The sequence below is a fragment of the Georgenia sp. Z1491 genome (assembly GCF_049856175.1).
In the GTDB taxonomy this organism is placed as follows: Bacteria; Actinomycetota; Actinomycetes; order Actinomycetales; family Actinomycetaceae; genus JB111.
This window is the reverse complement of record NZ_JBNDNA010000023.1, coordinates 12307-36456: the sequence shown is the minus strand read 5'-3', so window position 1 is coordinate 36456 and position 24150 is coordinate 12307. Positions and strand designations below refer to the sequence as shown.

Annotated in this window: 19 protein-coding genes and 1 pseudogene; 3 read left to right on the top strand and 17 right to left on the bottom strand. The window is 74.1% G+C overall.

The genetic code is table 11. From position 1 onward, the window contains the following. The 13 genes and pseudogenes from ACPYO4_RS15645 to ACPYO4_RS15585 all read right to left on the bottom strand — a co-directional run. Positions 1-115: pseudogene (locus tag ACPYO4_RS15645) on the bottom strand (thiamine-binding protein); the annotation flags it as partial. 13 nt (positions 116-128) lie between these two features. After that, positions 129-311 (bottom strand): thiamine-binding protein, encoded by a 183-nt coding sequence (locus tag ACPYO4_RS15640; protein WP_425710182.1) that lies wholly within the window; start codon positions 309-311, stop codon positions 129-131. A 112-nt stretch (positions 312-423) separates the two neighbouring features. Continuing rightward, positions 424-1596 (bottom strand): imidazolonepropionase, encoded by a 1173-nt coding sequence (gene hutI, locus ACPYO4_RS15635; protein WP_425710181.1) that lies wholly within the window; start codon positions 1594-1596, stop codon positions 424-426. Beyond that, entirely contained in the window at positions 1593-3296 is a 1704-nt protein-coding gene (locus ACPYO4_RS15630; RefSeq protein ID WP_425710180.1) for a urocanate hydratase, read from the bottom strand. The genes hutI and ACPYO4_RS15630 overlap by 4 nt, the downstream gene beginning before the upstream one ends. 50 nt (positions 3297-3346) lie before the next feature. Then, positions 3347-4606, bottom strand: coding sequence for a formimidoylglutamate deiminase (locus ACPYO4_RS15625; RefSeq protein WP_425710179.1), 1260 nt, complete (start codon positions 4604-4606; stop codon positions 3347-3349). Then, a complete protein-coding gene (locus tag ACPYO4_RS15620) occupies positions 4603-5817 on the bottom strand; it encodes an allantoate amidohydrolase (RefSeq protein ID WP_425710178.1) in 1215 nt (404 codons plus the stop codon). Before ACPYO4_RS15620 ends, ACPYO4_RS15625 begins: the two co-directional genes overlap by 4 nt. Positions 5818-5894: 77 nt before the next feature. Next, a complete protein-coding gene (locus tag ACPYO4_RS15615) occupies positions 5895-6902 on the bottom strand; it encodes an ABC transporter substrate-binding protein (RefSeq protein ID WP_425710177.1) in 1008 nt (335 codons plus the stop codon). 95 nt (positions 6903-6997) lie between these two features. Beyond that, entirely contained in the window at positions 6998-7678 is a 681-nt protein-coding gene (locus ACPYO4_RS15610) for an IclR family transcriptional regulator (protein WP_425710176.1), read from the bottom strand. 146 nt (positions 7679-7824) lie between these two features. After that, positions 7825-9171 carry an ABC transporter substrate-binding protein gene (locus ACPYO4_RS15605; protein ID WP_425710175.1) on the bottom strand — a complete coding sequence of 449 codons (1347 nt, stop codon included), beginning with the start codon at positions 9169-9171 and terminating at the stop codon, positions 7825-7827. Between the two features lie 284 nt (positions 9172-9455). After that, a complete protein-coding gene (locus ACPYO4_RS15600) occupies positions 9456-10394 on the bottom strand; it encodes a carbohydrate ABC transporter permease (RefSeq protein ID WP_425710174.1) in 939 nt (312 codons plus the stop codon). Continuing rightward, positions 10391-11407: a carbohydrate ABC transporter permease gene (locus ACPYO4_RS15595; RefSeq protein ID WP_425710173.1), complete on the bottom strand. Its 1017-nt coding sequence runs from the start codon at positions 11405-11407 to the stop codon at positions 10391-10393. The genes ACPYO4_RS15600 and ACPYO4_RS15595 overlap by 4 nt, the downstream gene beginning before the upstream one ends. Beyond that, positions 11404-11820 (bottom strand): SprT-like domain-containing protein, encoded by a 417-nt coding sequence (locus tag ACPYO4_RS15590; RefSeq protein WP_425710172.1) that lies wholly within the window; start codon positions 11818-11820, stop codon positions 11404-11406. The genes ACPYO4_RS15595 and ACPYO4_RS15590 overlap by 4 nt, the downstream gene beginning before the upstream one ends. Before the next feature lie 43 nt (positions 11821-11863). Then, positions 11864-12229: a hypothetical protein gene (locus ACPYO4_RS15585; RefSeq protein ID WP_425710171.1), complete on the bottom strand. Its 366-nt coding sequence runs from the start codon at positions 12227-12229 to the stop codon at positions 11864-11866. 168 nt (positions 12230-12397) lie between these two features. On the opposite strand from ACPYO4_RS15585, the gene ACPYO4_RS15580 reads away from it, so the two are divergent. Continuing rightward, positions 12398-13801, top strand: coding sequence for an NAD(P)-binding domain-containing protein (locus ACPYO4_RS15580; protein WP_425710170.1), 1404 nt, complete (start codon positions 12398-12400; stop codon positions 13799-13801). Between the two features lie 23 nt (positions 13802-13824). On the opposite strand, the gene ACPYO4_RS15575 is transcribed toward ACPYO4_RS15580, so the two are convergent. The 4 genes from ACPYO4_RS15575 to hrpA form a co-directional block, all read right to left on the bottom strand. Then, a complete protein-coding gene (locus ACPYO4_RS15575; protein ID WP_425710169.1) occupies positions 13825-15024 on the bottom strand; it encodes a hypothetical protein in 1200 nt (399 codons plus the stop codon). 278 nt (positions 15025-15302) lie between these two features. Then, positions 15303-15581, bottom strand: a complete 279-nt coding sequence (locus tag ACPYO4_RS15570; RefSeq protein WP_425710168.1) for a GNAT family N-acetyltransferase — start codon at positions 15579-15581, stop codon at positions 15303-15305. A gap of 124 nt (positions 15582-15705) precedes the next feature. Further along, positions 15706-16494, bottom strand: a complete 789-nt coding sequence (locus tag ACPYO4_RS15565; RefSeq protein WP_425710167.1) for a hypothetical protein — start codon at positions 16492-16494, stop codon at positions 15706-15708. Between the two features lie 216 nt (positions 16495-16710). Beyond that, positions 16711-21240 (bottom strand): ATP-dependent RNA helicase HrpA, encoded by a 4530-nt coding sequence (gene hrpA, locus ACPYO4_RS15560; protein WP_425710166.1) that lies wholly within the window; start codon positions 21238-21240, stop codon positions 16711-16713. Positions 21241-21701: 461 nt separating this feature from the next. Between hrpA and ACPYO4_RS15555 the strand changes: the two genes are divergently transcribed. Together ACPYO4_RS15555 and ACPYO4_RS15550 are read left to right on the top strand one after the other, a co-directional pair. After that, positions 21702-22856, top strand: a complete 1155-nt coding sequence (locus ACPYO4_RS15555; protein ID WP_425710165.1) for an endonuclease/exonuclease/phosphatase family protein — start codon at positions 21702-21704, stop codon at positions 22854-22856. Between the two features lie 184 nt (positions 22857-23040). Beyond that, entirely contained in the window at positions 23041-24072 is a 1032-nt protein-coding gene (locus ACPYO4_RS15550) for an endonuclease/exonuclease/phosphatase family protein (RefSeq protein WP_425710164.1), read from the top strand. The last annotated feature ends 78 nt before the right edge of the window (positions 24073-24150 follow it).

The following is a 24150-nucleotide window of genomic DNA, read 5'->3' as shown; positions in this document are numbered from 1 at the left end:
TCCTATTGGGCAAACCGGAGTCGCGGACGACCTTCACTGCGGCAGCGACAGCATCGTGGACTGATCCATCTTCGCGGCCAGTTCCGGACGGGGCAACGGAGAATGCAAGCAACATGGCGGTTCCCTCCTCAGATTCCTGCGGGCCTGATGAAAGACCCATGTCCTAGATCGACGATCCTTGTGAACATGGCACTGGTCTCGTTGGGCAGACCCGAGTCGCGGACGATGCCGACGGCGCGTGCCACGGCCTCGCCGACGGAGCCGTCCGGGGCGTCGGACACCGTGGGAGCCACGGAGAAGGCGAAGAGCATGTCGGCCATGCTAGGAGGTGCCCTGAGGCGGTGCTGGAACGGCACAGGAGCAGGACCCGTGCCGCACCGGCGCCCGAGGGCTGCGCCGGACCGCTCAGCTCGCGCGGACCGCTCAGCCCGTCCGGACCCCTGCCCGCCAGACCGCGTGCGTCGCGGGCATGCCGGGGCGGTAGGCCAGGTGGATCGCCGCCGGGTGGGTGAGGACGTGCAGGTCGGCACGGTGCCCGACGGCGATCGAGCCGACCGGGCCGATCCCGTCCGGCCCCTCGCCGGTCTCGCGGCGCAGCGCCCGCGCTCCGCCCCACGTCGCCGCCCGCACCGCCTCCTCGATGGACAGCCCCATCTGCAGCACGGCGGTGCTCACGCAGAACGCCATCGACGAGGTGTAGCTCGTCCCCGGGTTGCAGTTCGAGGCGATGGCCAGCGTGGCTCCGGCGTCGAGGATCTCGCGCGCCGGTGCCAGCGGCATGCGGGTGGACAGGTCGCAGGCGGGCAGCACGGTCGCCACGGTGTCCGAGGAGCCGAGCGCCTCGAGGTCGTCGTCGTCGAGGAAGGCGCAGTGGTCGACGCTCGCCGCCCCGAGCTCGACCGCGAGCTGCACGCCGGGGCCGTGGCCGAGCTGGTTGCCGTGGACACGCAGGCCGAGACCTCGCTCCTGGCAGGCCTCGAGCACGCGCCGCGACTGCTCGGCGTCGAACGCCCCCGTCTCGCAGAAGACGTCGGCCCACCGCACGTGGGGCGCCACGGCGTCGAGCATGTCGCCGACGACGAGGTCGACGTAGTCCTCGGCCGCCCACCCCGACGGCACGAGGTGGGCGCCGAGGAAGGTGACCTCGTCCACGAGGGCGGAGGCCACCCGCGCCGACCGCTCCTCGTCGTCGACGGTGAGGCCGTAGCCGGTCTTCGTCTCGATCGTCGTGGTCCCGCCGGCCACCGCCTCGGCGACCCGGTGCGCGACCAGCGTGGCGAGGCGTTCGTCGTCGGCGGACCGGGTGGCGTCGGTCGTCACCTGGATGCCGCCCGCGGCGTAGCTCTCGCCGGCCATCCGGGCCTGGAACTCCGCCGAGCGGTCGCCGTCGAACACGAGGTGCGTGTGGGAGTCGACCCAGCCGGGCAGCGCGGCTCGGCCCCCGACGTCGGTGCTCCGGTCCGCAGCCGGCGCACCCGAGGCGGGCCCGACCCAGGCGAACCGGCCGTGCTCGACGACGACCGCCGCGTCCCGGATCGTGCCGAGCGCCGGATCGACGGTCGTCAGCTCGGAGATCCCGGTGATGAGCTCGCTCACGGGTGGTCCGCCATGGGGATGCGGACCCCGCGCTCCCGGGCGACGTCGGCGGCGCGCTCGTAGCCCGCGTCGACGTGCCGGATGACACCCATGCCGGGGTCGTTGGTCAGCAGCCGCTCGAGCTTCTCCGCGGCCAGCTCGGTCCCGTCGGCCACGCCGACCTGACCGGCGTGGATCGAGCGGCCGATGCCGACCCCGCCGCCGTGGTGGATGGACACCCAGGTGGCGCCGGAGCTCGTCGCCGTCAGCGCGTTGAGCAGCGGCCAGTCGGCGACGGCGTCCGAGCCGTCGAGCATGGACTCGGTCTCCCGGTAGGGGGAGGCGACCGAACCGGAGTCGAGGTGGTCGCGGCCGATGACGATGGGCGCGGACACCGCGCCCTCGGCGACGAGCCGGTTGAACAGCAGGCCGGCCTGCTGCCGCTCGCCGTACCCGAGCCAGCAGATCCGGGCCGGCAGCCCCTCGAACTCCACGTACTCGCCGGCGGCGTCGATCCAGCGGTGCAGGTGCTCGTTGTCGGGGAAGAGCTCCTTGATCGCGGCGTCGGTCACGGCGATGTCGGCCGGGTCCCCTGACAGCGCCACCCACCGGAACGGCCCGAGCCCCTCGCAGAACAGCGGGCGGATGTAGGCGGGCACGAAGCCCGGGAACTCGAAGGCCCGCTCGTACCCGGCCTTGCGCGCCTCGTCGCGGATCGAGTTGCCGTAGTCGAAGACCTCGGCGCCGGCGTCCTGGAACCCCACCATCGCCTCGACCTGCGCGGCCATCGACTCGCGTGACTTCTTGGTGAATCCGGCAGGGTCGGCCTCGGCCTCCGCGGTCCACGTCTCGACGTCGACCTCGCGCGGGAGGTAGCTCAGCGGGTCGTGCGCCGAGGTCTGGTCGGTGACGACATCGACCGTCAGCTCGCCGGCGACATGGCGGCGGAGGATCTCGGGGAACACGTCCGCGGCGTTCCCGACGAGGCCGACGGACAGGGCGCGGCGCTCCTCCTTGGCAGCGACCACCTTCGCGAGCGCGACGTCGAGGTCGGTCTCCACCTCGTCGAGGTACCGCTTCGCGCGGCGGCGCTCGAGGCGCGTGGTGTCGACGTCGACGATGAGCACCGCCCCTCCGTTGAGCGTGACGGACAGGGGCTGCGCGCCGCCCATGCCGCCGCAGCCGCCGGTGAGGGTGAGCGTGCCGGTGAGGGTGCCGCCGAAGCGCTTGTTCGCGACCGCCGCGAAGGTCTCGTACGTGCCCTGAAGGATGCCCTGGGTGGCGATGTAGATCCACGACCCCGCGGTCATCTGCCCGTACATCATCAGGCCCTCGGCCTCGAGCTCGCGGAACGTCTCCCAGTCCGCCCAGTCGCCCACGAGGTTGGAGTTGGCGAGCAGGACGCGCGGCGCCCACCGGTTGGTGCGGAAGATGCCGACGGGCTTGCCGGACTGGACGAGCAGCGTCTCGTCGTCGGCGAGGTCGGTCAGGGCGGCGACGATCGCGTCGTAGGCCTCCCAGGAGCGGGCCGCGCGGCCGGTGCCGCCGTAGACGACGAGGTCCTCGGGACGCTCGGCGACCTCCGGGTCGAGGTTGTTCATCAGCATTCGCAGCGGGGCCTCGGTCTGCCAGCTCCGCGCGGTCAGCTCGGTCCCGCGGGGGGCGCGGACCTGCCGGGAGGGGTCGTGCCGGGTGAACGCCGGCCGGTCGGTGGTGGTCACTGGTGGTCCTTTCGCGGAGCCGTGGGTGGCTGGTAGGTCGGGGTGGGCGGTCAGCCCTGGTCGTGCAGGTACGCCGTGAGGAGCTCGCCGGGGTCGCCAAGCGTGGTGTGGGCACCGTCGCGGGCGATCTCACGCCCCCCGACGACGACGCTCGCCACGTCGGCGGCGCTCGCCGTCAGGGGGAGCTGCTCGGGCAGGGAGCCCGCGGTGCGGGCGGTGGTCGTGCGGACGAGGACGTGGTCCTCGTCGTGGTTCCGGTGCCCGGTGCCCTCCCGACCCCGGTGGGAGCCCGCGCCGATCGGCAGTGCGAGGCTGCGGCGCCCCCCGTCGGTGGCGGCGGCCAGCAGCTCCGCGGGGGAGAAGCGGCCTCGGGAGACGGACGCGAGTCGCTCGCCGTGCTCGAGGGCGCGCATCTCGAGGAAGGGGTCGACGACGGCGTGCTGGTCCGAACCGAGCGCGAGGTGCGCCCCGGCGTCGGCCAGTGCCCGGGCGGGACCGATGCCGTCACCCAGGTCGGCCTCCGTCGTCGGGCACATGACGACCGTGGAGCCCGCGCCGCCCAGGAGCGCGATGTCGTCGTCGCTCAGGTGCGTGGCGTGCACGGCGGACAGGCGCGGGCCGAGCAGGCCGAGGGAGTCGAGCAGCCCGGTCGGGGTCAGGCCGTGGGCGGCGAGACAGTCTGCGTTCTCGGCGGGCTGCTCGGACAGGTGGATGTGCAGCGGGAGGTCGGGGTCCAGCCCGTCGGCGACGACGGCGAGCTCGTCCACGGGCACGGCGCGCACCGAGTGCACCGCGCCGCCGACGGTGACCAGGTCGTCGGACTCGTCGGCCAGGGCTCGTCGCAGGGCGTCCAGCCGGTCGAGCCAGCGGCGGGCGTCGCCGTCGCCGAACCGCGTCTGCTCCGGGGCGAGCGGCTGGCCGATGCCGCCGGCGAGGTAGAGCGTGTCCAGGAGGACGAGTCGGATGCCGACGGCCTGCGCGGCGCGGGCGAGGGCCCGCTCCATCGCGTGGTCGTCGTAGGGGGTGCCGTCCGGTGCGTGGTGGACATAGTGGAACTCCCCGACCGCGGTCCAGCCGGCAGCGGCCATCTCGGCGAACACGGCGGTGGCCAGGCGTTCGTAGCGCGTGGGGGTCAGGGCGGCCGCCGCGGCGTACATCTGCTCGCGCCAGGTCCAGAAGCTGCCCGATCCCGCGTGCGTCCGGCCGCGGAGCACGCGGTGGAAGGCGTGGCTGTGGGCGTTGACGGGACCGGGCAGGCGGACGAGGCCGGGGGCGACGACGGAAGCCTCGCCGGGGGCGGGGACGGTCACGCTCCCGGCTCCAGGCCGACCAGGACGTCGGCGAGGGCCAGGCCGCCGCGCTCGGCGTCGTCGTCGGAGGCGTGCTCCTGCGGAGCGTGCGAGATCCCGGACGGATTGCGCACGAACAGCATCCCGGACGGGACGTGCGCGGCCAGCACGCCCGCGTCGTGACCCGCGCCGGTCGCGAGCCGTGCCGCGCCCGGCAGGAGCCCCGCCAGCTCGCGCCCCAGGGCGGGGTCCAGGTCGACCGTCGCGCTGAGGGACTCCTCGACGACGTCGACGGTGCACCCCTCCTCGGCCGCCGCGGCGTGCGCGGCCGCTGAGATCGCGGCGACGACCTCGGCGGTGATGGCGTCGTCGGGGTGCCGCACGTCGAGCCACATGTCGACGCGCGACGCGATGACGTTCGTGCCGCCGGGTACCGGGACGACGCGACCGATCGTGGCGCGGGCGTCAGGGCGTGCGGCGGCTGCCTCGCGGGCGGCGAGCACGACGCGCGCCGCGGCGACCATGGGGTCGTGCCGGTCGGCCATGAGCGTGGTGCCCGCGTGGTTGCCCTGGCCGGCGATCGACAGCCGCCAGCGGCCGTGCCCGAGGATCGACGTCGCGACCGCGATCGCAGGTCCGAGCGGGTCGTCGCCCAGCCCGCGGCCCTGCTCGACGTGCAGCTCGACGAACGTGCCGATCCGGGCCAGCGCCTCCGGGTCGGGACCCAGGTGGTCCGGGTCGATGCCGGCGGCGGCGCTCGCCTCGGCGAAGGAGATCCCGTCGGCGTCGGTGAGTCCGCGCGCCCGGTCCGGCTCGATCGCCCCGGTGAGGAGCCGCGAGCCGAGGCAGGCCACGCCGAAACGGGAGCCTTCTTCCTCGGGAAACACGGCGACGGCGAGGCCCCGGCCCGGGGTGTGACCGCGTCGTCGCAGCTCGTCGATCGCCGCGAGCGCCGAGGCGACGCCGAGCGGCCCGTCGAACGCTCCCCCTCCGGGGACCGAGTCGAGGTGGGACCCGGTGACGATCGCCCCGTCCCGCGGCTCGCCCCACCACGCCCAGATGATCCCGTTGCGGTCCGTGCTCACGTCGAGCCCGCGCGCACTCGCCTCGCCGACGAACCATGACCGCAGGTCGCGCTCCGCGGTGGAGTAGACCGGTCGCGAGTAGCCGCCGCGGGACGGGTCACGACCGATCTCGGCGATGTCGCCGAGCAGGCGGGCCACGGACGTCATGGGATCTCCTTCGGTGGTGGGGCGGGGGCCGAGGTGCGGGTGCGGGCGATGCGGACCGGGGTGCGTCGGCCTGTCCGTCAGCGGGAGCTGCCGTAGAAGGCGTCCCAGTCGGGCGTGTCGGACATCGCGCCGTAGCTCACGGCGGCCTCGGCGAGCGCCTCGACGCCGTCCCTGTTGATCTCCGGCAGGAACTGCGGCATGGCGATCTCCGCCGCGACGTCCGGGTCCATGCCGGTGAACTCGACGATGGCGTCACGGGTGGCGTCCTCGTCCTCCATCGCCAGCTCGAACGCCTCGTGCATCGCGGCGACGAACCGCTCGACCAGGTCTGGGTCCTCCGCGGCGAGCTCGGTGGAGGCGAAGTAGAACGCCGAGTCGAAGTTCTCGGACATGTCGGTCATCGGGCTGGCGACGATGTGGCCGCCGTTCTGGAGGATCTCCGTGCGGAACGGTTCCGTGGTCCACGCGGCGTCGACGTCGCCGGCCTCCAGGGCCGCCGGCATGCTCGGGTAGGGCAGCTCGACGAACTCCACCGTGTCGGGATCGGCTCCCGCCGCCTCCATCGAGGCGCGGATCGTGATGTCGGCGAAGTTGTTGAGCGCGTTGACGGCGACGGTGCTGCCCTCGAGGTCCTCGATCGACTGCAGCGACTCGTCCAGCGACGCCACCTCGGTGACGTCGTTGCCGGGCTCGTTCGTCGACGTCGAGCCGTTGGACACGACCTCGATGCCGATCCCGGTGTCGTGCGCGATGAGCAGCGACGCCACGTTGGAGTAGCCGAACTGGAACTCGCCGGAGATGACGGCCGGGATGATGGCCGCGCCGCCCTGGGCGGCGACGAGCTCGACGTCGAGGCCGTGCTCCTCGAAGATGCCCTCCTCGACGGCCATGTTGAGGGGGACCACGTCGGCGATGGGGATCATCCCGACGGTGATCTGGTCGAGACCGCCGCCGGATCCGTTCGATCCGGACTCGTCGCCGGTGTCGTCCGAGTCCTCCGACGAGCCGCAGGCCGCGAGGAGGAGGGCGAGCGTGGCGACGCCGGCGACTCCGGCGTGCCGACGAGTGGGTGCTGTGGTGCGCATGAGGTGGGTCCTTTGCTGGTCGATGGGGCGGGGCGGGGCGTGGTCGGGTGGCGCGTCGGGTGCGACGTCGGTGTGGTGTGCGGTCGGTCCGGCGCTCAGCCGTCGGGCTCGTGGGTCTGGCCGGAGGACAAGGTGGCGGAGAGCTCGCCGGTGGCGCTGACGAGCTGCCGGCCGGCACGGCGGACCGCTGCGTCGTCGAGGCGTGCGCTGGGCGCGACGATGCTCATCGACGCGATGGACCGGCCGCCGGCGCGCACGGGAGCGGCGATCGCGGTGACGTCGCCCTCCACGCCGGCGTCGACGACCGCGTATCCGCCGGTCAGGCCGCGGCCGGTGAGCGCACGGCCCGCGGCGCTCGTGGCCAGCGGGATCGTCTGCCCCACCCAGCCCGAGTACTGGAGCAGGTGCGGGCCGCGGACGGCGTCGAGGTACTGAGCGGTGCCGGACCTGCCGCGGACCGCGAGGTAGACGGACTCGCCGACCTGCTCACCGAGGCGCTCCATCGTGGGACGCGCGAGCGCGACGAGCGGATCGCCGGACAGGACGCGGGCAGCGAGCTCGATGGCCTTCGCGCCCGGTGCCCACAGCCCGTCGGCGGATCGGTACGCGAGCCCGGTCGACTCCAGCGTGCGCAGGTGGCGCAGCGCGGTGGAGACGGGCAGGTCGCAGGCCGACGCCGCGCCCGAGACGGTGGCGCGCGAGGAGCGGCACAGGTGCTCGTAGAGAGCGAGCACGCGCTCGGCGCTGCGCGCTCCGCCCGACGGTGCGACGCCCATGGCCCCTCCTCGCAGTGATGCCGCGTCGTCGCGGCGAGGTGCGGGTCACGCTACGAGCGAGCGCACCACTGCGTGAAGGAGCGTTTTCACCAGGTGGTGGGTGGCGGGGGGCCGGCGAGTGGAGCTGTGGTGGCCGCGCCGACGGGCTACTCGATGCCCATCTCCGCGTTGCCGTCCTCCTGCGCCTGGGCGAGCGCCTCCTCGACCGGGATGGCACCGAGGAACATGTCCTGGAAGATCGGCGTGATGACATTGGCGCCGGCGTTGATCTGCGCCCCGACCGGGGACGGCGCGGTCGGCTCCTGGGCGGCGTCGACGAAGACCGAAACGTCCACCCCCTGCTCGGACCAGTAGTCGATGTAGGACTGCTGGGCGTCGACGGCGCCGGGGAACGCCGCGCCGGTCTCACCGAGCGGCGCCTGCCCCTCGGCCGAGCCGATCCAGCGCAGCACCTCGGTGGTCGCCTCGAGGTTCTCGGACTCCGCGTTGCCGACCGCGGCGACGCCGTGCACCACGCCGATGCGCCCCTCGGGTCCGGCGACCATGGGCGCGAGGCCCCACTCGAACTCCGCGTTCTCCGCGACGTGCGGGAGCGAGTACGGGCCGGACTGGAACAGGCCGAGGTCGCCCTGGACGAACAGGTCGCGTGAGAAGTCGCCGTTGACGTTGGTGTCGGCCGCCGACGGCGCCACCTGGTGCGTGTTGACGAGGTCCACGAGGTACTGGAACGCCTCGACGCCCTCGGGGGAGTCGAACGCGAAGCCGTCGGTCTCGGGGTCCTGGAACTGCGCGCCGTTCTGCGCGAGGAAGTCGACGTAGATCGCCTGCAGGTCGGCCTGGCTGTTGAAGCCGTACGTCTCGCGGGCGTCGGCGTCGAAGCCGTCGTCCCCGGGGTGGCGGCCCTCGGCGTCGGTGGTCAGGGCGGTGGCGGCCTCGAGGAGGGTGTCACCGTCGGCGGCGTCCGGACGCCACTGGAGGTCGGCGACGTCGATGCCCGCCTCCTCGACGAGGTCCGCGTTGTAGAACAGGGCGATCGAGTCCCACAGCTGTGGCACCCCGTAGTTGACGCCGTCCCGCGTGTAGAGGTCGACGACGGACTGCTCCCACTCGTCGTGGTCCTCGCCGAGGGTCTCGTCGATGTCGAGCAGTGTCCCGTTGTCGGCGTAGGTGCCGAAGTTGGAGGTGTTCGTCCAGAAGATGTCCGCCATGTCGCCGGACTGGACGTCGAGCGGGAGCTGGGTCCAGTAGTCGCCCCACGGGATGACCTCGACCTCGACCGTGATGTCGGGGTGCTGCGCGCTGAACTCCTCGAAGGAGGTCTCGTACGCCTCGGCGGCGACCTCGTCCCACAGGCGGAACGTGACGGTCGTGCCGTCACCGTCGGTCCCGGACTCGCCGCCCGGGTCGTCGGCCCCGGGGGAGCACGCCGCCAGGGTCAGGGCCGTCGCCGCGAGCAGTGCGGCGGTGGTCAGCGGGCGGCGAGCACGGATCATCGGATCCTCCATCGGGTCTCCGGGCGCGGAAAGTTGAAGATTACATGAGTCGCGTGCTCGGCGTTCGGTCATCCGGTGGCCGGACAGCGGGCCGGCCCGTGCCGCGCGCCGTGCGCATCGAGCTGGACCTTGCCGTGTGCGCTCCGCGCCGAGCTGGACCTGTGTCCGCCGAGCTGGACCTTGCTGAGGTCAGGTTCGACGGCGCAGGGTCCAGGTCGGCAGGAGTGGGCGGAGGCGGGCGAGAGCTGGCGCAGGTGGGCGCGAGTGCTCGACGGGACGCGACCTCAGCGGCCCGCGCCCACGCCGATCGCGCGCGTGATGTGCCGCTGGAAGATGAGGAACAGGACGATGAGCGGGGACATGGCCACCACCGCGGCGGCCATGACGAGCACGACCCGGTCGTCGTACTGGGTCTGCATCGCCGACGTCGCGGTGGTGAGCACGTGCCACTCCGGGCGCGGTGCGATGATCGAGGGCCACAGGAAGCTGTTCCACTGGGTGACCACGGTGATGAGCAGCAGCGTGACGACGATCGGCCGGTTCATCGGCAGCACCACCGACCACAGCCGCCGGAGCACGCCTGCGCCGTCCAGGGTGGCGGCGTCGAGGAGCTCGCGCGGCATGGAGCGGAAGTTCTGCCGCAGCAGGAAGACGGCGTAGGGCGAGCCGAGCACGAACGGGACGACGAGCCCGGCGAACGTGTTCTTGAGGTCGGCGAGCGTCATCATCGTGTAGAGCGGGATGATCGTCACGACCGCCGGCACCATGAGCGTGGCCAGGTAGCACCAGAAGAGCGTCTCGCGCCCCCGGAACTCCAGCGTGGCGAACGCGTACGCGGCCAGGATCGAGGCCACGAGCTGGCCGGCGACGAGGACCGCCACCATCTGCACCGTCACCGCGATCGGTACCCAGAAGTTCGCGCCGTCGCCGAACAGGGCGCGGAAGTTCTCCAGCGTCAGGGGGTCGGGCAGGGCGAGCGGGCTCTCGGTGGCGAACTGGCGGTTCGTCTTCAGCGCGGTCATCACCGGCAGCAGGAGCGGGGCGAGCGTGACCACCGCGCCCGCCAGGAGCAGCAGGTAGGTCAGCGCGTGGGCGGACCCGCGGCCGACCGACACCGGGCGGCGGCGCCTGCGGAGGCGGGGTGCGTCGTCCTCGGGGGCGTCCGTCGGCGGCGGTGGTGGGCCCGCCGCCGAGAGCTGGGTGTCCGGCTGGTTGGTGCTCATGACATGTCGTAGGTCGTGCGGGACGCGAAGTACCGCTGCTGGACGAGCGTGATCGCGACGAGGACGACGAACAGCACGACCGCCATCGCCGACGCGCTGCCGAGGTCGAGAGCGACGAACGCCTCCTGGTAGATCCGGGCGGCGATGACGTCGGTGCTGCCCGACGGGTAGCCGGGGCTGCCGCCCGTGAGCCCGTACACGAGGTCGTAGACCTGGAAGCTGGAGATGACGGTGGTGACGAGGACGAAGAACATCGTCGGTCGCAGCAGCGGGATCGTCATCGAGGTGAGCATCCGGAAGGGGCCGGCGCCGTCGAGCCGGGCCGCCTCGTAGATGCTCGGCGGGATCTGCTGGAGGCCCGCGAGGAAGAACAGCGAGACGTAGCCGATCGAGGACCATGCGGACACGAGCGCGACGGCGGGCAGCGCGAGCGTGGGGTCGCTCATCCACTCGACGCGCTGGCCGAGGATTGCGTTGATCGCCCCGTTGCTGGGGGCGAGCATCCACTGCCAGACGACGCCCAGCGCGAGCGGCGAGCACACCCACGGGAGCACGTAGATCACGCGCAGGATCCCGGAGCCGGGCAGGTGGCGGTTGAGCAGGACGGCGAGGAGGAGCCCGGCGCCGACCGTCAGCGGGATCGCCATGAGCACGTACCCGGCGGTGACGAGCAGGGCGCCGCGGAACTGGCGGTCGCCGGCGAGGTCGGTGTAGTTCGTCAGGCCCGCCCAGGTCGGATCCCCGAGCAGGTCGTAGTGCGTGAGGCTCATGCCGAGCACGAGGAGCACCGGCAGCCCGAGGAAGAGGATCAGCCCGACGAGCGAGGGCGCGAGAAGCGCGTAGGCCGCGGCGGTCTCGCGGCGTCGGCGGGCGCGGGCCGACGCCGGGACGCCCTCGCGACCGGAACCGCGGGGTGGTCCGGAGGGCGGTGGCGTGTCGCCGGGACCCGCCGGGGTGCCGGGTACCGCGGCGCCCGGCGGCGGTGGCGTGCCGGTCGGTGCCTCTCGCCTCATGCCGCACCCCGGACGTGGGTCCACTCGATGACGGCGCTCCGGCGCAGGGCGGGCGGGCACCGGCGGCACAGGTAGGTCGCGCGCGGGCGCTGGTAGCGCTGGTGGAGGTGGCCGGCCGGGCAGCGCCCGGACCACGGGGCAGGGACGCTCGGGCTGTCGGGAGCGGTCGTGCGGCGGGGGGAGCCCCCGATGCGCACGACGGCGGCACGCCACCGCGGGCCGTGACCGACCCGCGGTCCGACCAGGGCGTGGGCGATCTCGTGCAGGACGACGTCGCGCACCTCGTCCTCCGTGTAGAGCTCGACGAGGTGGCGGGACAGGGTGATGCGGCGGTCGTGGAAGTGCGTCGCGCCGGCGCGACGGACGGCCCGGTCGAGCGCGACCGTCCACCCGCGCAGCCCGTGCTCGGCCACGAGGGATCGTGCAAGGCGCAGCGCGCCGGGTCCGTCCACGGTGCTACGCCCGGTTCCCGTCGCGGCCGGGGCAGGGGCCGGTGTCGGTGCCGGGGTCGGCGTTGCCGTCGGCGTCGGTGGTTCTGACGTCGGCGGCGTCGTCCCTGCTCGAGCGGGCGCGGATGCGGGCGGAGCGCCACGCGCTGAGGGCGGCCACGAGGACCACGGCGAGCATGAGCCACCGGACGGGACCGCGGGTGGTGGACGCGACGATGACGATGAGGACCGCGAACGCCAGCACCGACACCGTGGGGATCCGGTGCAGCGGGGAGCGCCCGAGACGGACGGGCTCGAAGGGCCGCGGACCGTCGTCGGAGGGGCGCCCGTGCCGGCGTGCGCCGTCGCGCTCCGGCGAGTCGTCCATGGTCACCGGGCCACGGTACGTTCCCGCGGCGTCGGGGGTCCCGCACCCGGCCGACGGCGTGTGGATCACCACGTGGCACGGCCGCCTGTGGGTACCGTGGCGGGCCGCACGTGGTGGCCGGGGGCGAGCGTGAGTGACCAGGTGGGCCCGGGTCCGGCCGGGTACCGTCGCGGCATGGACAGCGCGGCGACCGGCCCCGACCGCCGTGCGTCGCCCCGACGGACCCGAGAGGCTGCCGGGCACGACGACATCGATACCGACACCGACGCCGAGCTGCGCGACGACGGCGGCGAGCCCTGGGGCGAGTACGTCGAGACCCGACGACCGGTGCCGGGCCCGACCGGGTGGGTCCCGGTGCTCTCGCCCAGCGGTGACCCCGACGGCGAACGGCTCACCGTGCGCCCCCGCCGCCTGCCCGGGGACTCGACCGCCGCTCGGGCCGGCGACGCCCCCGTGGACCGGGGCGCGGGCGCACGTGAGGTGGATGTCGTCGTCGTCGGAGCCGGCCAGGCCGGACTCGCCACCGCATACCGGCTGCAGCGGCGCGGACTCGTCGGGTACGCGGGCGACCCGGTGGAGCAGACCGGGGCGACGCGGCACCGCGGGCACGTGCCGGACTTCGTCGTGCTCGACGCCGAGGACGGGCCCGGCGGCGCCTGGCGGCACAGGTGGCACACGCTGACGATGGCGACGGTCAACGGGATCCACGACCTGCCCGGCGCGGGGTTCCCGGAGCCGGACCCGGTCGAGCCCGCGTCCACCGCGCTGCCGAGGTACTTCACGACGTACGAGGACATGTTCGACCTGCCGGTGCTGCGGCCGGTCGTGGTCATGGCCGTCGAGCGCGCCGACGACGACCCGCGCGGTCGGCTCCTCGTCCACACCGACCAGGGGAGCTGGGCGGCGCGCGCCGTCGTCTCCGCGACCGGCACGTGGTCCCGACCGTTCTGGCCGACCGTCCCGGGCGTCGACCGGTTCCGCGGCCGGCAGCTCCACACCCACGACTACGCCGGCCCGGAGGAGCACGAGGGTGATCGCGTGGCGGTCGTCGGCGGCGGGATCTCCGGCGTAGGGCACGTGCTCGAGCTCTCGCACGCGGCGGAGGCGCTCTGGTACACCCGCACACCGCCGCGGTGGTCGACCGGACGGTTCGACCACGAGGCCGGGCGCGGCGTCGAGGAACGGGTGACCGCACGGGTCGAGCAGGGGCTGCGGCCGCTGCCGGTGGTCGCCGAGACCGGGCTGTTCCTCGGGCCGGCCACGAGACGCGCCATGGACGCCGGCGTCCTCGCCCGGCGTCCCATGTTCACGGAGATGACCGAGCACTCTGTGCGGGAGGCCGACGGCACGCTCACGCCGGTCGACACGATCCTCTGGGCCACCGGGTTCCGGCACGAGCTGCGGCACCTCAAGCCCATGCGGATCCGCACCCGCGACGGTGGGGTGCTCGTGCGCGGGACGGAGGTCGTCGACGAGCCGCGCCTGCACCTCGTGGGGTACGGCGCGGGCGCCTCGACGGTGGGGGCGACCCGGGCGGGGCGGCGCGCGGTGGCGGCGATCATCGACCTGCTGGGGTGAGGGCGGCTCACCGCCGCACCGCGTCACAGGTCGTCGACGTAGGGGCCGTGGGGGAGCGGGCGCTGATCGTCCGCGAGGTACGCCCACGCGCAGGGCCGGTAGCCGTTGGAGCTCGCGAGCGCCTCGGGCTGCGCGTCGTAGACCTGGTGCACGAGGATCCAGTTCGGCCGCCACAGGAACTCGTGCCGGGAGACGTCGACCTCGAGCCACCAGTCCGGCCGTGGCTCGCCGAGCGGCGCGCTGCCGTCGACCGGTGCGGCGTGCAGCTCGACGTCGCCGACCGGCCACATGTCGTCGGTGGCGTACTGGAACTGCGGGCAGATCCCGCCCTCACCGCTCAGGCCGCCGGTGAGCACGGGCCACCCGGACTCCAACGTGACGTGGCGGGTGTGCACGATCGGGCCGTCGGTCGCGCAGTCGCCGGAGGTGTCGTCCTGGTAGCGCAGCGCCTCGGTCACGGCGAACGCCCCGTCGACCGCGGCGACCTCGTGCACGGTGTCCCCGCAGCGGGCGGTCCGCGCCACCGGGCTCTCGACCTGCACGGCAGCCTCGGCCTCCGGGTCCCACGTCCAGATGTACCAGGTCTCCTCCACGGCGTTGCCGTCGACCACCTCGAGCACGGCGAGGGCGTCCTCGTGGCCGTCCCCGTCGACGTCCGCGAACTCGATCTGCTCGCCCACCGTGTAGATCCGCCCGTACTCGTCGCCCTCGACGGGGACGACGGATTCCCCCGTGAGCGCCTGCCGCCACGGGAGGGTCGACAGGTCGACGTCGCGGATGGTCGGGCCCGCCTCCTGGGCCTCCTCCCCGACCTCTTCCCCGACGACGCCGTAACCCCCGCCCGCGGCGCCGTCGGACAGGGTCTCGGCGCCGGTCTGGTCGGCGTCGACCTCCACGGCGTCGTCCGAGCCGGACTCGACGGGGGCGAGCTCGGGCGTCCCGTCCGCGGCGTCGTCGACCTCGACGTGGACCTCGTGCTCGGTCGTCCCCTCGTCGTCGGAGCCTCCGCAGGCGGTGAGAGCCAGGAGGAGCGCGATGAGCGCGGCGCCCGCCGCGGGGCGGGCGGGGGAGGTGTCGATCGGACCGGCCGCGGGTTGGCTGCCGTCGGGCCCGGTACTGGTGGGCCTCGTTCTCTCGGGCCCGGTGTCGGTGGGCCTGGTGTCGGCCGCGCGGGGGTCGTCGGCACGGTCGAGCGGCGGGCGTCGGTGAGCGGGAGCTGACATCGGCGCGGCCTTCCAGGTCCAGGTCCCCCTGCGTCGGCGCGTCCGTGCGCCTGCGACGATCCTGGCCGGACCGGACCGACGGCACAAGCCCCTGCCGCGACTGCGCAGTCGCGCCCCCCCGACGCGTCGTCGGCAGGGCGCAGCGTGTGGTCGCGCGGGTCCGCGAGCTGGACCTTCGAGTGTCGAGGTGGACCGTGCTGAGGTCCTGGTCGGGCGGCTTCGGTCCAGCTCGGCGGAGTGGGTCGGCGAGCCGGACCCGTCGACCGGCCCCGCAGCCGTCAGGCGCGGATGTCGGCGAACTCCGGGTGGGCGTCCATGTAGTCGACGACGAACGGGCACACCGGCCGGACCATCCCGCCGCGCTCGCGCACGTCGGTCAGCGCGAACTCGACGAGCCGGCCCGCGAGCCCCTGCCCGCGCTGCTTCGGATCGGTGAACGTGTGGTCGAAGACGTGCATGTCGCCCTCGAGGACGTAGGTGGCCTCGCCGGCCTCGACACCGTCGACCGTGGTGACGTAGCGGCTCCTGGCGGGCTCGTGCGTGAACTCGGTGCTCATGGGCACGACGCTACGGCCCCCGGCGCCGGAGCGCTCGGGGGCCGTGGTACGCGGTCGGGGTTGGCGGTGCGGCTCAGCTGGCCACGCGGGTCAGCCGGCCGCCCGGGTCGGCCGGCCACGCGGGTTAGCTGGCGGACGGCTGCAGCGTCGCGTCGATCGCGTCGACCATCTCGGTGCTGTCTCCGTTCACGGTGACGGTGAGCTGCATGAGCTCGCCGGTCGAGGCGTTCTCCACGATCCAGTGGACCTCGCCCGGCTCCAGGCCGAGCGTCTCGAAGCGGTAGACGCGCAGACCCTCGGCCGCATCGACCTCGCCGTCCTCCCAGTTCACGTCCTCCGGGAGGCCCTCGACCATCATCTGCTCGAAGGCCGCGATCTCCTCGTCGAAGGTGCCGGTCATCTGGTGGTTCTCCGGGCCCTGGACGACGAGCAGCTCGGCCGGCTGAGGGTCGGATTCCGGCGTGGCCGGGAGGGACCACTGCCACAGTCCGGGCTCCTGGCGATCCTCCACGGCGTTCTCGGGCAGCTCGAACGACACGAAGCCGGCCTCGGCGCGCGGGGGGACCGAGGCGTTCGGGTCCTCGGCAGCCGGATCCTCTGCGCCCGGGTCCTCGACGGGAGGCTCCCCGGCGCCGGGGTCCTCAGCGCCAGGCTCCTCGTCACCCGGTACGACGGAGTCGTCGACGCTGCCGTCGTCGGACGGCACGGTGGCGGGATCCTCGTCGGCCGGGGGCCGGTCGTCGCTCGGAGCCTCGGCCCCGCCGTCCTGCTCGCCGTCGGTGGCCGGCGGCTCGATGTTGGCGTCGCCGTCACCCTGGGGCGACGCCTCGTCGTCGGAGCTGCAGGCGACCGCTCCGCCGGCCAGGAGCAGGACCGCGGTCGTGGATGCTGCGTATCGGCGGATGGTGGACATGTCGTCCTCCTCTCGGGGCCGGTGGCAGGCCCGTCGCGGACCCGGTCGACCCTCGTCGGTGCCGACCGGACGGTGGGGGAGATCCGAAGCCCTCCCCGTCGTGCACCCTCGACGCTACGAGCGCCCGGGACGGTCCTGCAGGCCCGTGACCTGGGTAGTTGGACCCAGGAAGGCCCGGCCCGCCCGACGGCCGGCGACCCTGTCGGTCGCGGGGCCCTAGCCCCCGAGCGCCGCCGCGATGGCCTTGCGCACCCGCGTGGTCGAGACCTTGACCGGCGTGCCGAGCTGCTGGGCGAACAGGGAGACCCGCAGCTCCTCGATCAGCCAGCGCACCTCGCGGAGCCGGGCCTGGGCGTCGGGGTCGTCCCCGGCGCGGGCCCGGGCCGCCTCGAGGGCGTCGACCATCTCCTGCACCTGCCAGGCGGCCGCGTCGTCGGCGTGCACGTTCTGCGCGGCCCGCTCGAGGCGGCGCTGGGCCGCCTTGAGGTAGCGCGGCAGGTGGACGAGGTGGTCCGGGCCGGTCACGGCCACGAACCCGTCGAAGACCAGGTCACCGACCGCGGCGCGCACGTCGGTGACCGCTCCGAGCAGGTGGATTGAGCTGGAGGCCTTGACCGTGGCCTGCAGCTCGCGCCAGGCGTTCATCACGTTGACCACCGTGCCGGCCAGCTCGAAGACCCGGTCCTCGAGCCGGGTGCGCACGTGCGCGACGAGCTCCTCGAACCGTTCCTTGTCCCGCAGCATCCCGGCTCCGCCGCTCACGTGCTCGGCGCACCAGTCGTCGACGATCTCGGTGACCGCGGCCAGCTGGAGGTCGGACACGAGCGCGCCCGTGCTCGGGTAGGGCGAGGAGGCCAGCGCGAGCGCGTCCTGCCCGCCCCACCGGGTGCTCACCCGCTGCTCGGGCAGCGCGGTGGCGGCCAGCGCCAGCCGACGCACGCCGAGACGGTGCGCGCGGACCTGGGAACCGGCGTCGGGCAGGACCCGCAGGGCCACCGAGGTGGCCTCCTCGACGAGCGCGGGATAGCCGCGCACGACCAGCCCGGCCGGCCCGATCGTCTCCACGCTGGCCGGGATCGCCCCGCCCGGCACGTCCGGCCAGGTGGTCAGGCCCTCCTGCTCGACGGCGGTCGCGGCCCCGGGAGCGGTCCCGCCGGCCGCGGGGTCGGAGGCTTCCACAGCGGCCTCGCTCCCGCCCGCGCCGCGGCCGCCGGAGGAGCGGCCCCCGCGCGCACCGGCACCGGACTTGGCGGCACCGGACCCACGGGCGCCCCCGGCCCCCTCCCCGGCGGCGGACCGCGCCTCGGCCATGGCCACCGCGACGGCGCCGCGCACCGCCGAGGCGACCGCGCTCTCGACGGCCGGCGCCAGCTCGCGCTGCAGGGCGAGCAGCGAGTCGCCCTCGCCGAGCACCGCGCCCTTGGCGGAGACGACCCGGAACTTCATCCGCAGGTGCCCGGGCAGCTCGGCGGACTCGCCCCAGGCGGCCTCGTCGATCTCCACCCCGCGCACCTCGCGCACGGCGGCGGCGAAGGCGTCCTGCCAGGCGGGCACGTCTGCGGGGTCGACCCGGCCGCCCTGCCGGCCCGCGTCCCCGGGGGCGGCGGCGACGGCGTCGTGCCAGTCGGGCATGGCCGCCACGACGGCGCGCGCGACGTCCGGGGCGGGCACGAGCTCGCGCCGCACCCGCTTGGGCAGCGCGCGGATCGTCGCGACGGCGAGCTCGTCGACGTAGCTGGGCACGAGCCAGTCGAACCCCTCGGGACGCAGCCGGCCGAGGACCTCCACCGGGACCGTCGCGGTGATGCCGTCCGCCCACGCGCCGGGTGTGAAGTCGTAGGACAGGGGGAGGGTGAGGTCGCCCTGCTGCCAGGTCGAGGGCTGGTCCGCCTCGGACACCGGGTTCTCCGGCACGAGCTCCTCGAGCGTGAGGGTGAGCAGGTCCGGGGTCTCGCGCCGGGCCTTCTTCCACCACGTGTCGAAGTGGCGGGCGGAGACGGCCTCGGCGCCGACGCGTTCGTCGTAGAAGGCGAACAGCGTGTCCTCGTCCCCGACGACGCCGTGGCGCCGCAGCCGTGCCTCGACCTCTCTGGCCTCCTCGAGCACCGCCGCGTTGTCCTTCACGAACCGGTGGTGCGTGCGCCACTGGCCCTCCACGAGCGCGTGGCGGACGAACATCTCCCGCGCGAGCTCGGCGGCCGTGGCGTCGCCGATCGGCTGGTCGCCGAGGCGACCCAGCAGTACGGGACGGTCGGCAGCCAGCGTCATGCCGTACAGCAGGACGCGCTCCTTGACCATGGCGGCGCCGTTGCGGGTGGACCAGTAGGGCTCGGAGTACGTGCGGCGCAGGAGGTGCCCGGCGGCCCGCTCCACCCAGTCCGGGTTCACCCGCGCGACCGTGCGGGCGAACAGTCGCGAGGTCTCGACGAGCTCGGCCGCCATCACCCACGGGTACGTCTTCCGCGAGAGCCCCGAGCCGGGCCAGATGACGAACCGGGTCCCGCGGGCGCCCGCGTAGTCGCGCTTGCGCTCGTCGTAGCTCCCCAGGTTGGACAGCAGGCCGGTGAGCAGGGCCTGGTGGACGGAGTCCGCGGACGCGGCGTCCGACCCGCGTCCGAGCGCGACCACGGTGGAGGCCACGAGGTCGGTGTCCGGCGTGTCCACCTCGGCCGCCGGCGGCAGGGCGAGGGGGCGCAGGTGCAGGCCGAGGGGCTTGGCCAGCTGGCGGAGCTGGGTGACGACGTCCTGCCACTCCCGGATGCGCAGGTAGTTGAGGTACTCCCCGCGCACGGTGCGGCGGAACGCGGAGCCGGACAGGTCCCGCTGGAGCGTGCGCAGGTAGCGCCACAGGTTGAGGTAGGCGAGGAAGTCCGAGGTCTCGTCGACGAACCGGCGGTGCTTCTGGTCGGCCTGGGTCTGCTTCTCCACGGGCCGCTCGCGCACGTCCTGCACGGACAGGGCCGCGACGACGACCATCACCTCGGCCGCGCACCCGAGCCGCTCGGCCTCCAGCAGCATCCGTCCCAGGCGCGGGTCCACGGGCAGGCGGGCCAGGTCCCGGCCCACGCGGGTCAGCTCGGTCGACCCGGGCTCGAGGGCACCGATCTCCTCGAGCTGCTGGACGCCGTCGCGCACGGCCCGCGTGTCCGGGGGGTCGACGAACGGGAACTGCGCGACGTCGCCGAGCCCGAGCGAGGCCATCTGCAGGATGACCGAGGCGAGGGAGGTCCGCAGGATCTCGGGCTCGGTGAACTCCGGACGGTTGTCGAAGTCCCGGCGCGAGTAGAGCCGGATGGCGACCCCGTCGGCGACGCGGCCCGAGCGCCCCGACCGCTGGGCGGCGCTCGCCCGCGAGACCGGCTCGATCGGCAGCCGCTGCACCTTGGTCCGCGTGGAGTACCGCGAGATGCGGGCCGTGCCCGGGTCGATGACGTAATGGATGCCGGGCACGGTCAGGGACGTCTCGGCGACGTTCGTGGCCAGCACGACGCGACGGGTGCTGTGCGGGGCGAAGACCCGGTGCTGCTCGGCGGCGGTGAGCCGCGCGTACAGGGGGAGGATCTCGACGGCGCCCGGCACCGTCGACCGGCCCCCGGGCGCCAGGTACCGCTCGCCCAGGTGCTCGGCGAACGCCACGTGGGTGTCGCGGATCTCGCGCTCGCCCGAGAGGAACACGAGGATGTCGCCGGGCCCCTCGGCGGCGAGCTCGTCGTAGGCCCGGAGGATGCCGGTGACCTGGTCGATCGGCTCCTCGGGGTCGGCGGGTGAGCCGCCCGCCGGGCCGCTCCCCGGGCCGTCGGCGCGCCGGGCGGAGGCCGCGGTGCGGGTGCGTCCGTCGTCGTCGGGGGACTCGTCCTCGTCGGTCTCGTCGTCGACGTCGGGGACGAGCGGACGGTAGCGGACGTCGACCGGGTAGGTGCGGCCCGTGACCTGGACGACCGGGGCCGGGCCGTCCATCCCTGCGGCCTTCCCGAAGTGCTCGGCGAAGCGCTCGGAGTCGATCGTGGCGGACGTGATGACGAGCTTGAGGTCGGGACGGCGCGGGAGCAGCTGGGCGAGGTACCCGAGCAGGAAGTCGATGTTCAGGGACCGCTCGTGGGCCTCGTCGACGATGATCGTGTCGTAGCGCCGCAGCAGCGGGTCGCGCTGGATCTCCGCGAGGAGGATGCCGTCGGTCATCAGCTTGACCAGCGTGGTGGCGGACACCTCGTCGGTGAACCTGACCTGGTAGCCGACCTGTTTGCCGAGGTCGACGTCCAGCTCGGAGGCGATGCGCTCGGCGACGGACCGGGCGGCGAGGCGACGCGGCTGGGTGTGCCCGATCATGCCCTCGACGCCGCGGCCGAGGTCGAGGCAGATCTTCGGCAGCTGGGTGGTCTTGCCGGACCCGGTCTCGCCCGCGACGACGACGACCTGGTGGCTCGCGATCGCCGCCGCGATCTCGAAGCGCCGCTCGGCGACCGGGAGCTCCTCGGGGTAGCTGATGACGGGGACCGCGGCACGGCGGGCCTCGACCTGCTCCGGCGTCGGGGGGCGAGGTCCGCGCGCCACCCGGTCCGCGCCGCGCGCCGCGCCACGACCCCTGCGGCGTCCCCCACGACGACTCGCCGTCGTGTCCGTGCCGGTACCGTCGTTGGGGATGCCGGCCCCGTTGCCGTGACCACCGGTGGGGCGTCGGTTCGCGCGCCGACGCGGCTCACCCTGGTCGGGGCGGCGGGGATCGTGGTCGGCGGAGGTCACGGGCATCCATTGTTCGGCATGTCCGCCCCAGGATGCACCGGGAATCGGGAGATTCGGGGCGCACGCGTCCCTGGAGGAAGCGAGATGTGCGTCGACGGCCGTGTTCGTGTGCGTCGGCGGCGCGGGTCGGGTGTCGGCGCTGCGCGCGCCGTGCCGAGAGCGCGGGTTCCGTGTCGAGGGCGCGGGTTCCGTGTCGAGGCCGCGGGTTCCGTGTCGAGTGGACCCCCGGCGGCCATCCACTCGGCGTCTTGACCGCGCCTTCGGTGGGAAACCGCGCTCTCGGCGACACCTCGCGCTCTCGGCCATATTCCGCGCCCTCGGTCGGAAACCGCGCTCTCGGCGACACCTCGCGCTCTCGGCAGGGAACCCCGCACCAGGCGTGCACCCATTGTGGGGAGCGCTGACCTGGGTCGGACTCCCCACCGTGGGGTGGCCCGACGTCGGTGACGTGGCCGACGATGGAGCGTATGCGCAGGGGAGCGGGGGTGGCGGGCGCCGTGGCGGCGGTGCTCCTTGCCCTCGCGAGCCTCTACACGCTGCGTCCCCTGTGGTTCAGCGAGCGGATGCCGGTGGCGCAGGTCCTCGCCCTCAAGGGCACGCTCGCGGCGACGCTCCTGGTCCTCGGCCTGCTCCTCGTGTTCGCCGGTCGCCTCGTGCTCCTCGCCCGGCAGCGACGGGCCCGTGTGGGAGGCCCGGGCGATCACCGGGCCGACGACCCGGTCGAGCGGGAGGGAAGCAGGGACTCGCGCGCGGACAGGAGCCGCGCCCCGGCTCGCCCGGTGCGGGGCGGAGCGCCCGCCGTGGTCGTGCTGGCCGGGGGAGTCGTCGCGGCGCTCGCCGGGGTGGCGCACGGCGTCGAGCTGCTCGATCGCGGCGTCTCGGGCGAGGGCGTCACCGCCTCGGACGAGCCGCCCACGCCGGAGAGGTTCACCGTTCTCACGCTCAACACCCTCGGTGGTGCGGCGACGCCGACGGACGTCGTCGACCATGCCGTGAGCGTCGGGGCCGACGTCCTCGCCCTGCCCGAGACCTCCGCCGACCTCGCCGAGCAGATCGTCCGGGTGCTCGAGGAACGCACCGGTCAGGGCTTCACCGGCTACACCGAGGGCACGGGCGCGGTCGGGGCGACCTCGATGGTCGTGGCCGACGCCCTCGGCCCCTATGAGCAGCGCACCGACGCGGTGACCGGCGGCTTCGGCCGCGTGCACCTCCGGCCGACCGGCGACGACCCGGACCAGCCCGTGCTCGTCGCCGCGCACCCGATCCCCCCGGTCGCCGGGAACATGGCGGCCTGGCGGGCGGAGAACCGCGCGATCATGGGCACGTGCGAGCGCGCGATGCGGCCCACCGTCATCGCCGGCGACCTCAACATGACGCTCGACCACGCCTCGCTGACCGGCGTCGCGGCCGCGGGCGGGCGGTGCCACGACGCGGGCGTCGACGCCGGCATCGGCGGCCTGGCCACGTGGCCCGCCTCGTGGCCGGTGTGGGCGGGCGCCACGATCGACCACGTCCTCGTCGCCGGCGGCCTGCGGGGGACGTCCGGGCAGGTCGAGGAGGTCGGGGGCTCCGACCACCGCGCCGTGGCCGTCGAGCTCCGGCTCACCGCACCGAGCGACTGACCGACGGTCGACCGTCGCTCTCGACGACCGGGACCCGCACTCTCGCCGACCGGGACCCGCACACTCGACGACCGGGAGCCGCACTCTCGACGACCGGGAGCCGCACTCTCGCCGACCGGGGGCGTGACCGGTTCGAGACCCCCGGCCTGCGGGCCCGCCGACGCACGTGCGGGACACTGGATCCGTGCGCATCGTCATCTGGGTCGTCGTCGCCGTCGTGGGGCTGCTCGCCGCCCTCACGCTCGATCCCGAGCTCCCGGGTGCGATCGTCCCGCCCCTGGACGGGATCTCCGGCGTCACGCCGGTGGCTCAGGTCGTGGCCCTCAAGGGCTGGCTCGTGCTCACCCTCGCCGTGCTCGGCATCGTCTTCCTCGTCATCGGCCTCGTCCGCCGGCAGCTCATCCGGGCCGGCGCGGCGATCATGGTGCTCGGCGGCGTCTTCCTGCTCGTGGCGGTCGGTCACCTCGCCATCATGTTCGACCGCGGCACGTCGGCCGCGACCTCGATCAGCCGCACCGACGACACGGCCGCGGCGCCCGACGCCGCGCTGACGATCCTCACCGTCAACATGGAGGAGGGCGACGTCGCGGGGTCCGATCTCGCCACACCGATCGTCGAGCAGGGCGTCGACGTCGTCGTCCTGCCCGAGATGCTCGACGCGGACGCGACGGCGCTCGCGACCGAGCTCACCGGGTCCGGCCACCCGTTCACGGCCTACGGCGCGGGCTCCGCCACCGAGGACCGTGGGGCGACGGCGGTGCTCCTCGCCGACTCCCTCGGCGGCTACGTGCCGGTCGACGCCGAGCCCACCGCCGAGGCGTTCGCCCTGCGACCCGTCTCCGGCGTGGGGCCGACGATCGTCGCCGTGCACCCCACGGCGCCGAGGCCCGACGCGATGGACGTCTGGCGCCGCGAGGTCGGGGAGGCGCTCACGTGGTGCCGCACGGGCTCGGGACCGGTCGTGGTCGCGGGCGGCCTCAACGCCACCGTCGACCACGCGCCCGCGCGCGACCTCGGCCGCTGCGTCGACGGCGCGACCGAGGCCGGCCTCGGCGGTGTCGCCACGTGGCCCGCGGACATCCCCTGGTTCTTCGGCTCGCCGATCGACCGCATCCTCGTCGACGAGGCCAGCTACCGGGTGGCCGAGGGCGCGGTCTTCGACGTCGGACAGGCCACGCACCGCGCGCTGGTCGTCCGGGTCGAGCCCGTCGGCTGAGCCGGGCACTCCCACGCCGCACCGGCAAGCGGCACCCGCGCCGCACCCGCCTCCCCTGCGGGCGAACGTCGGAAAAGC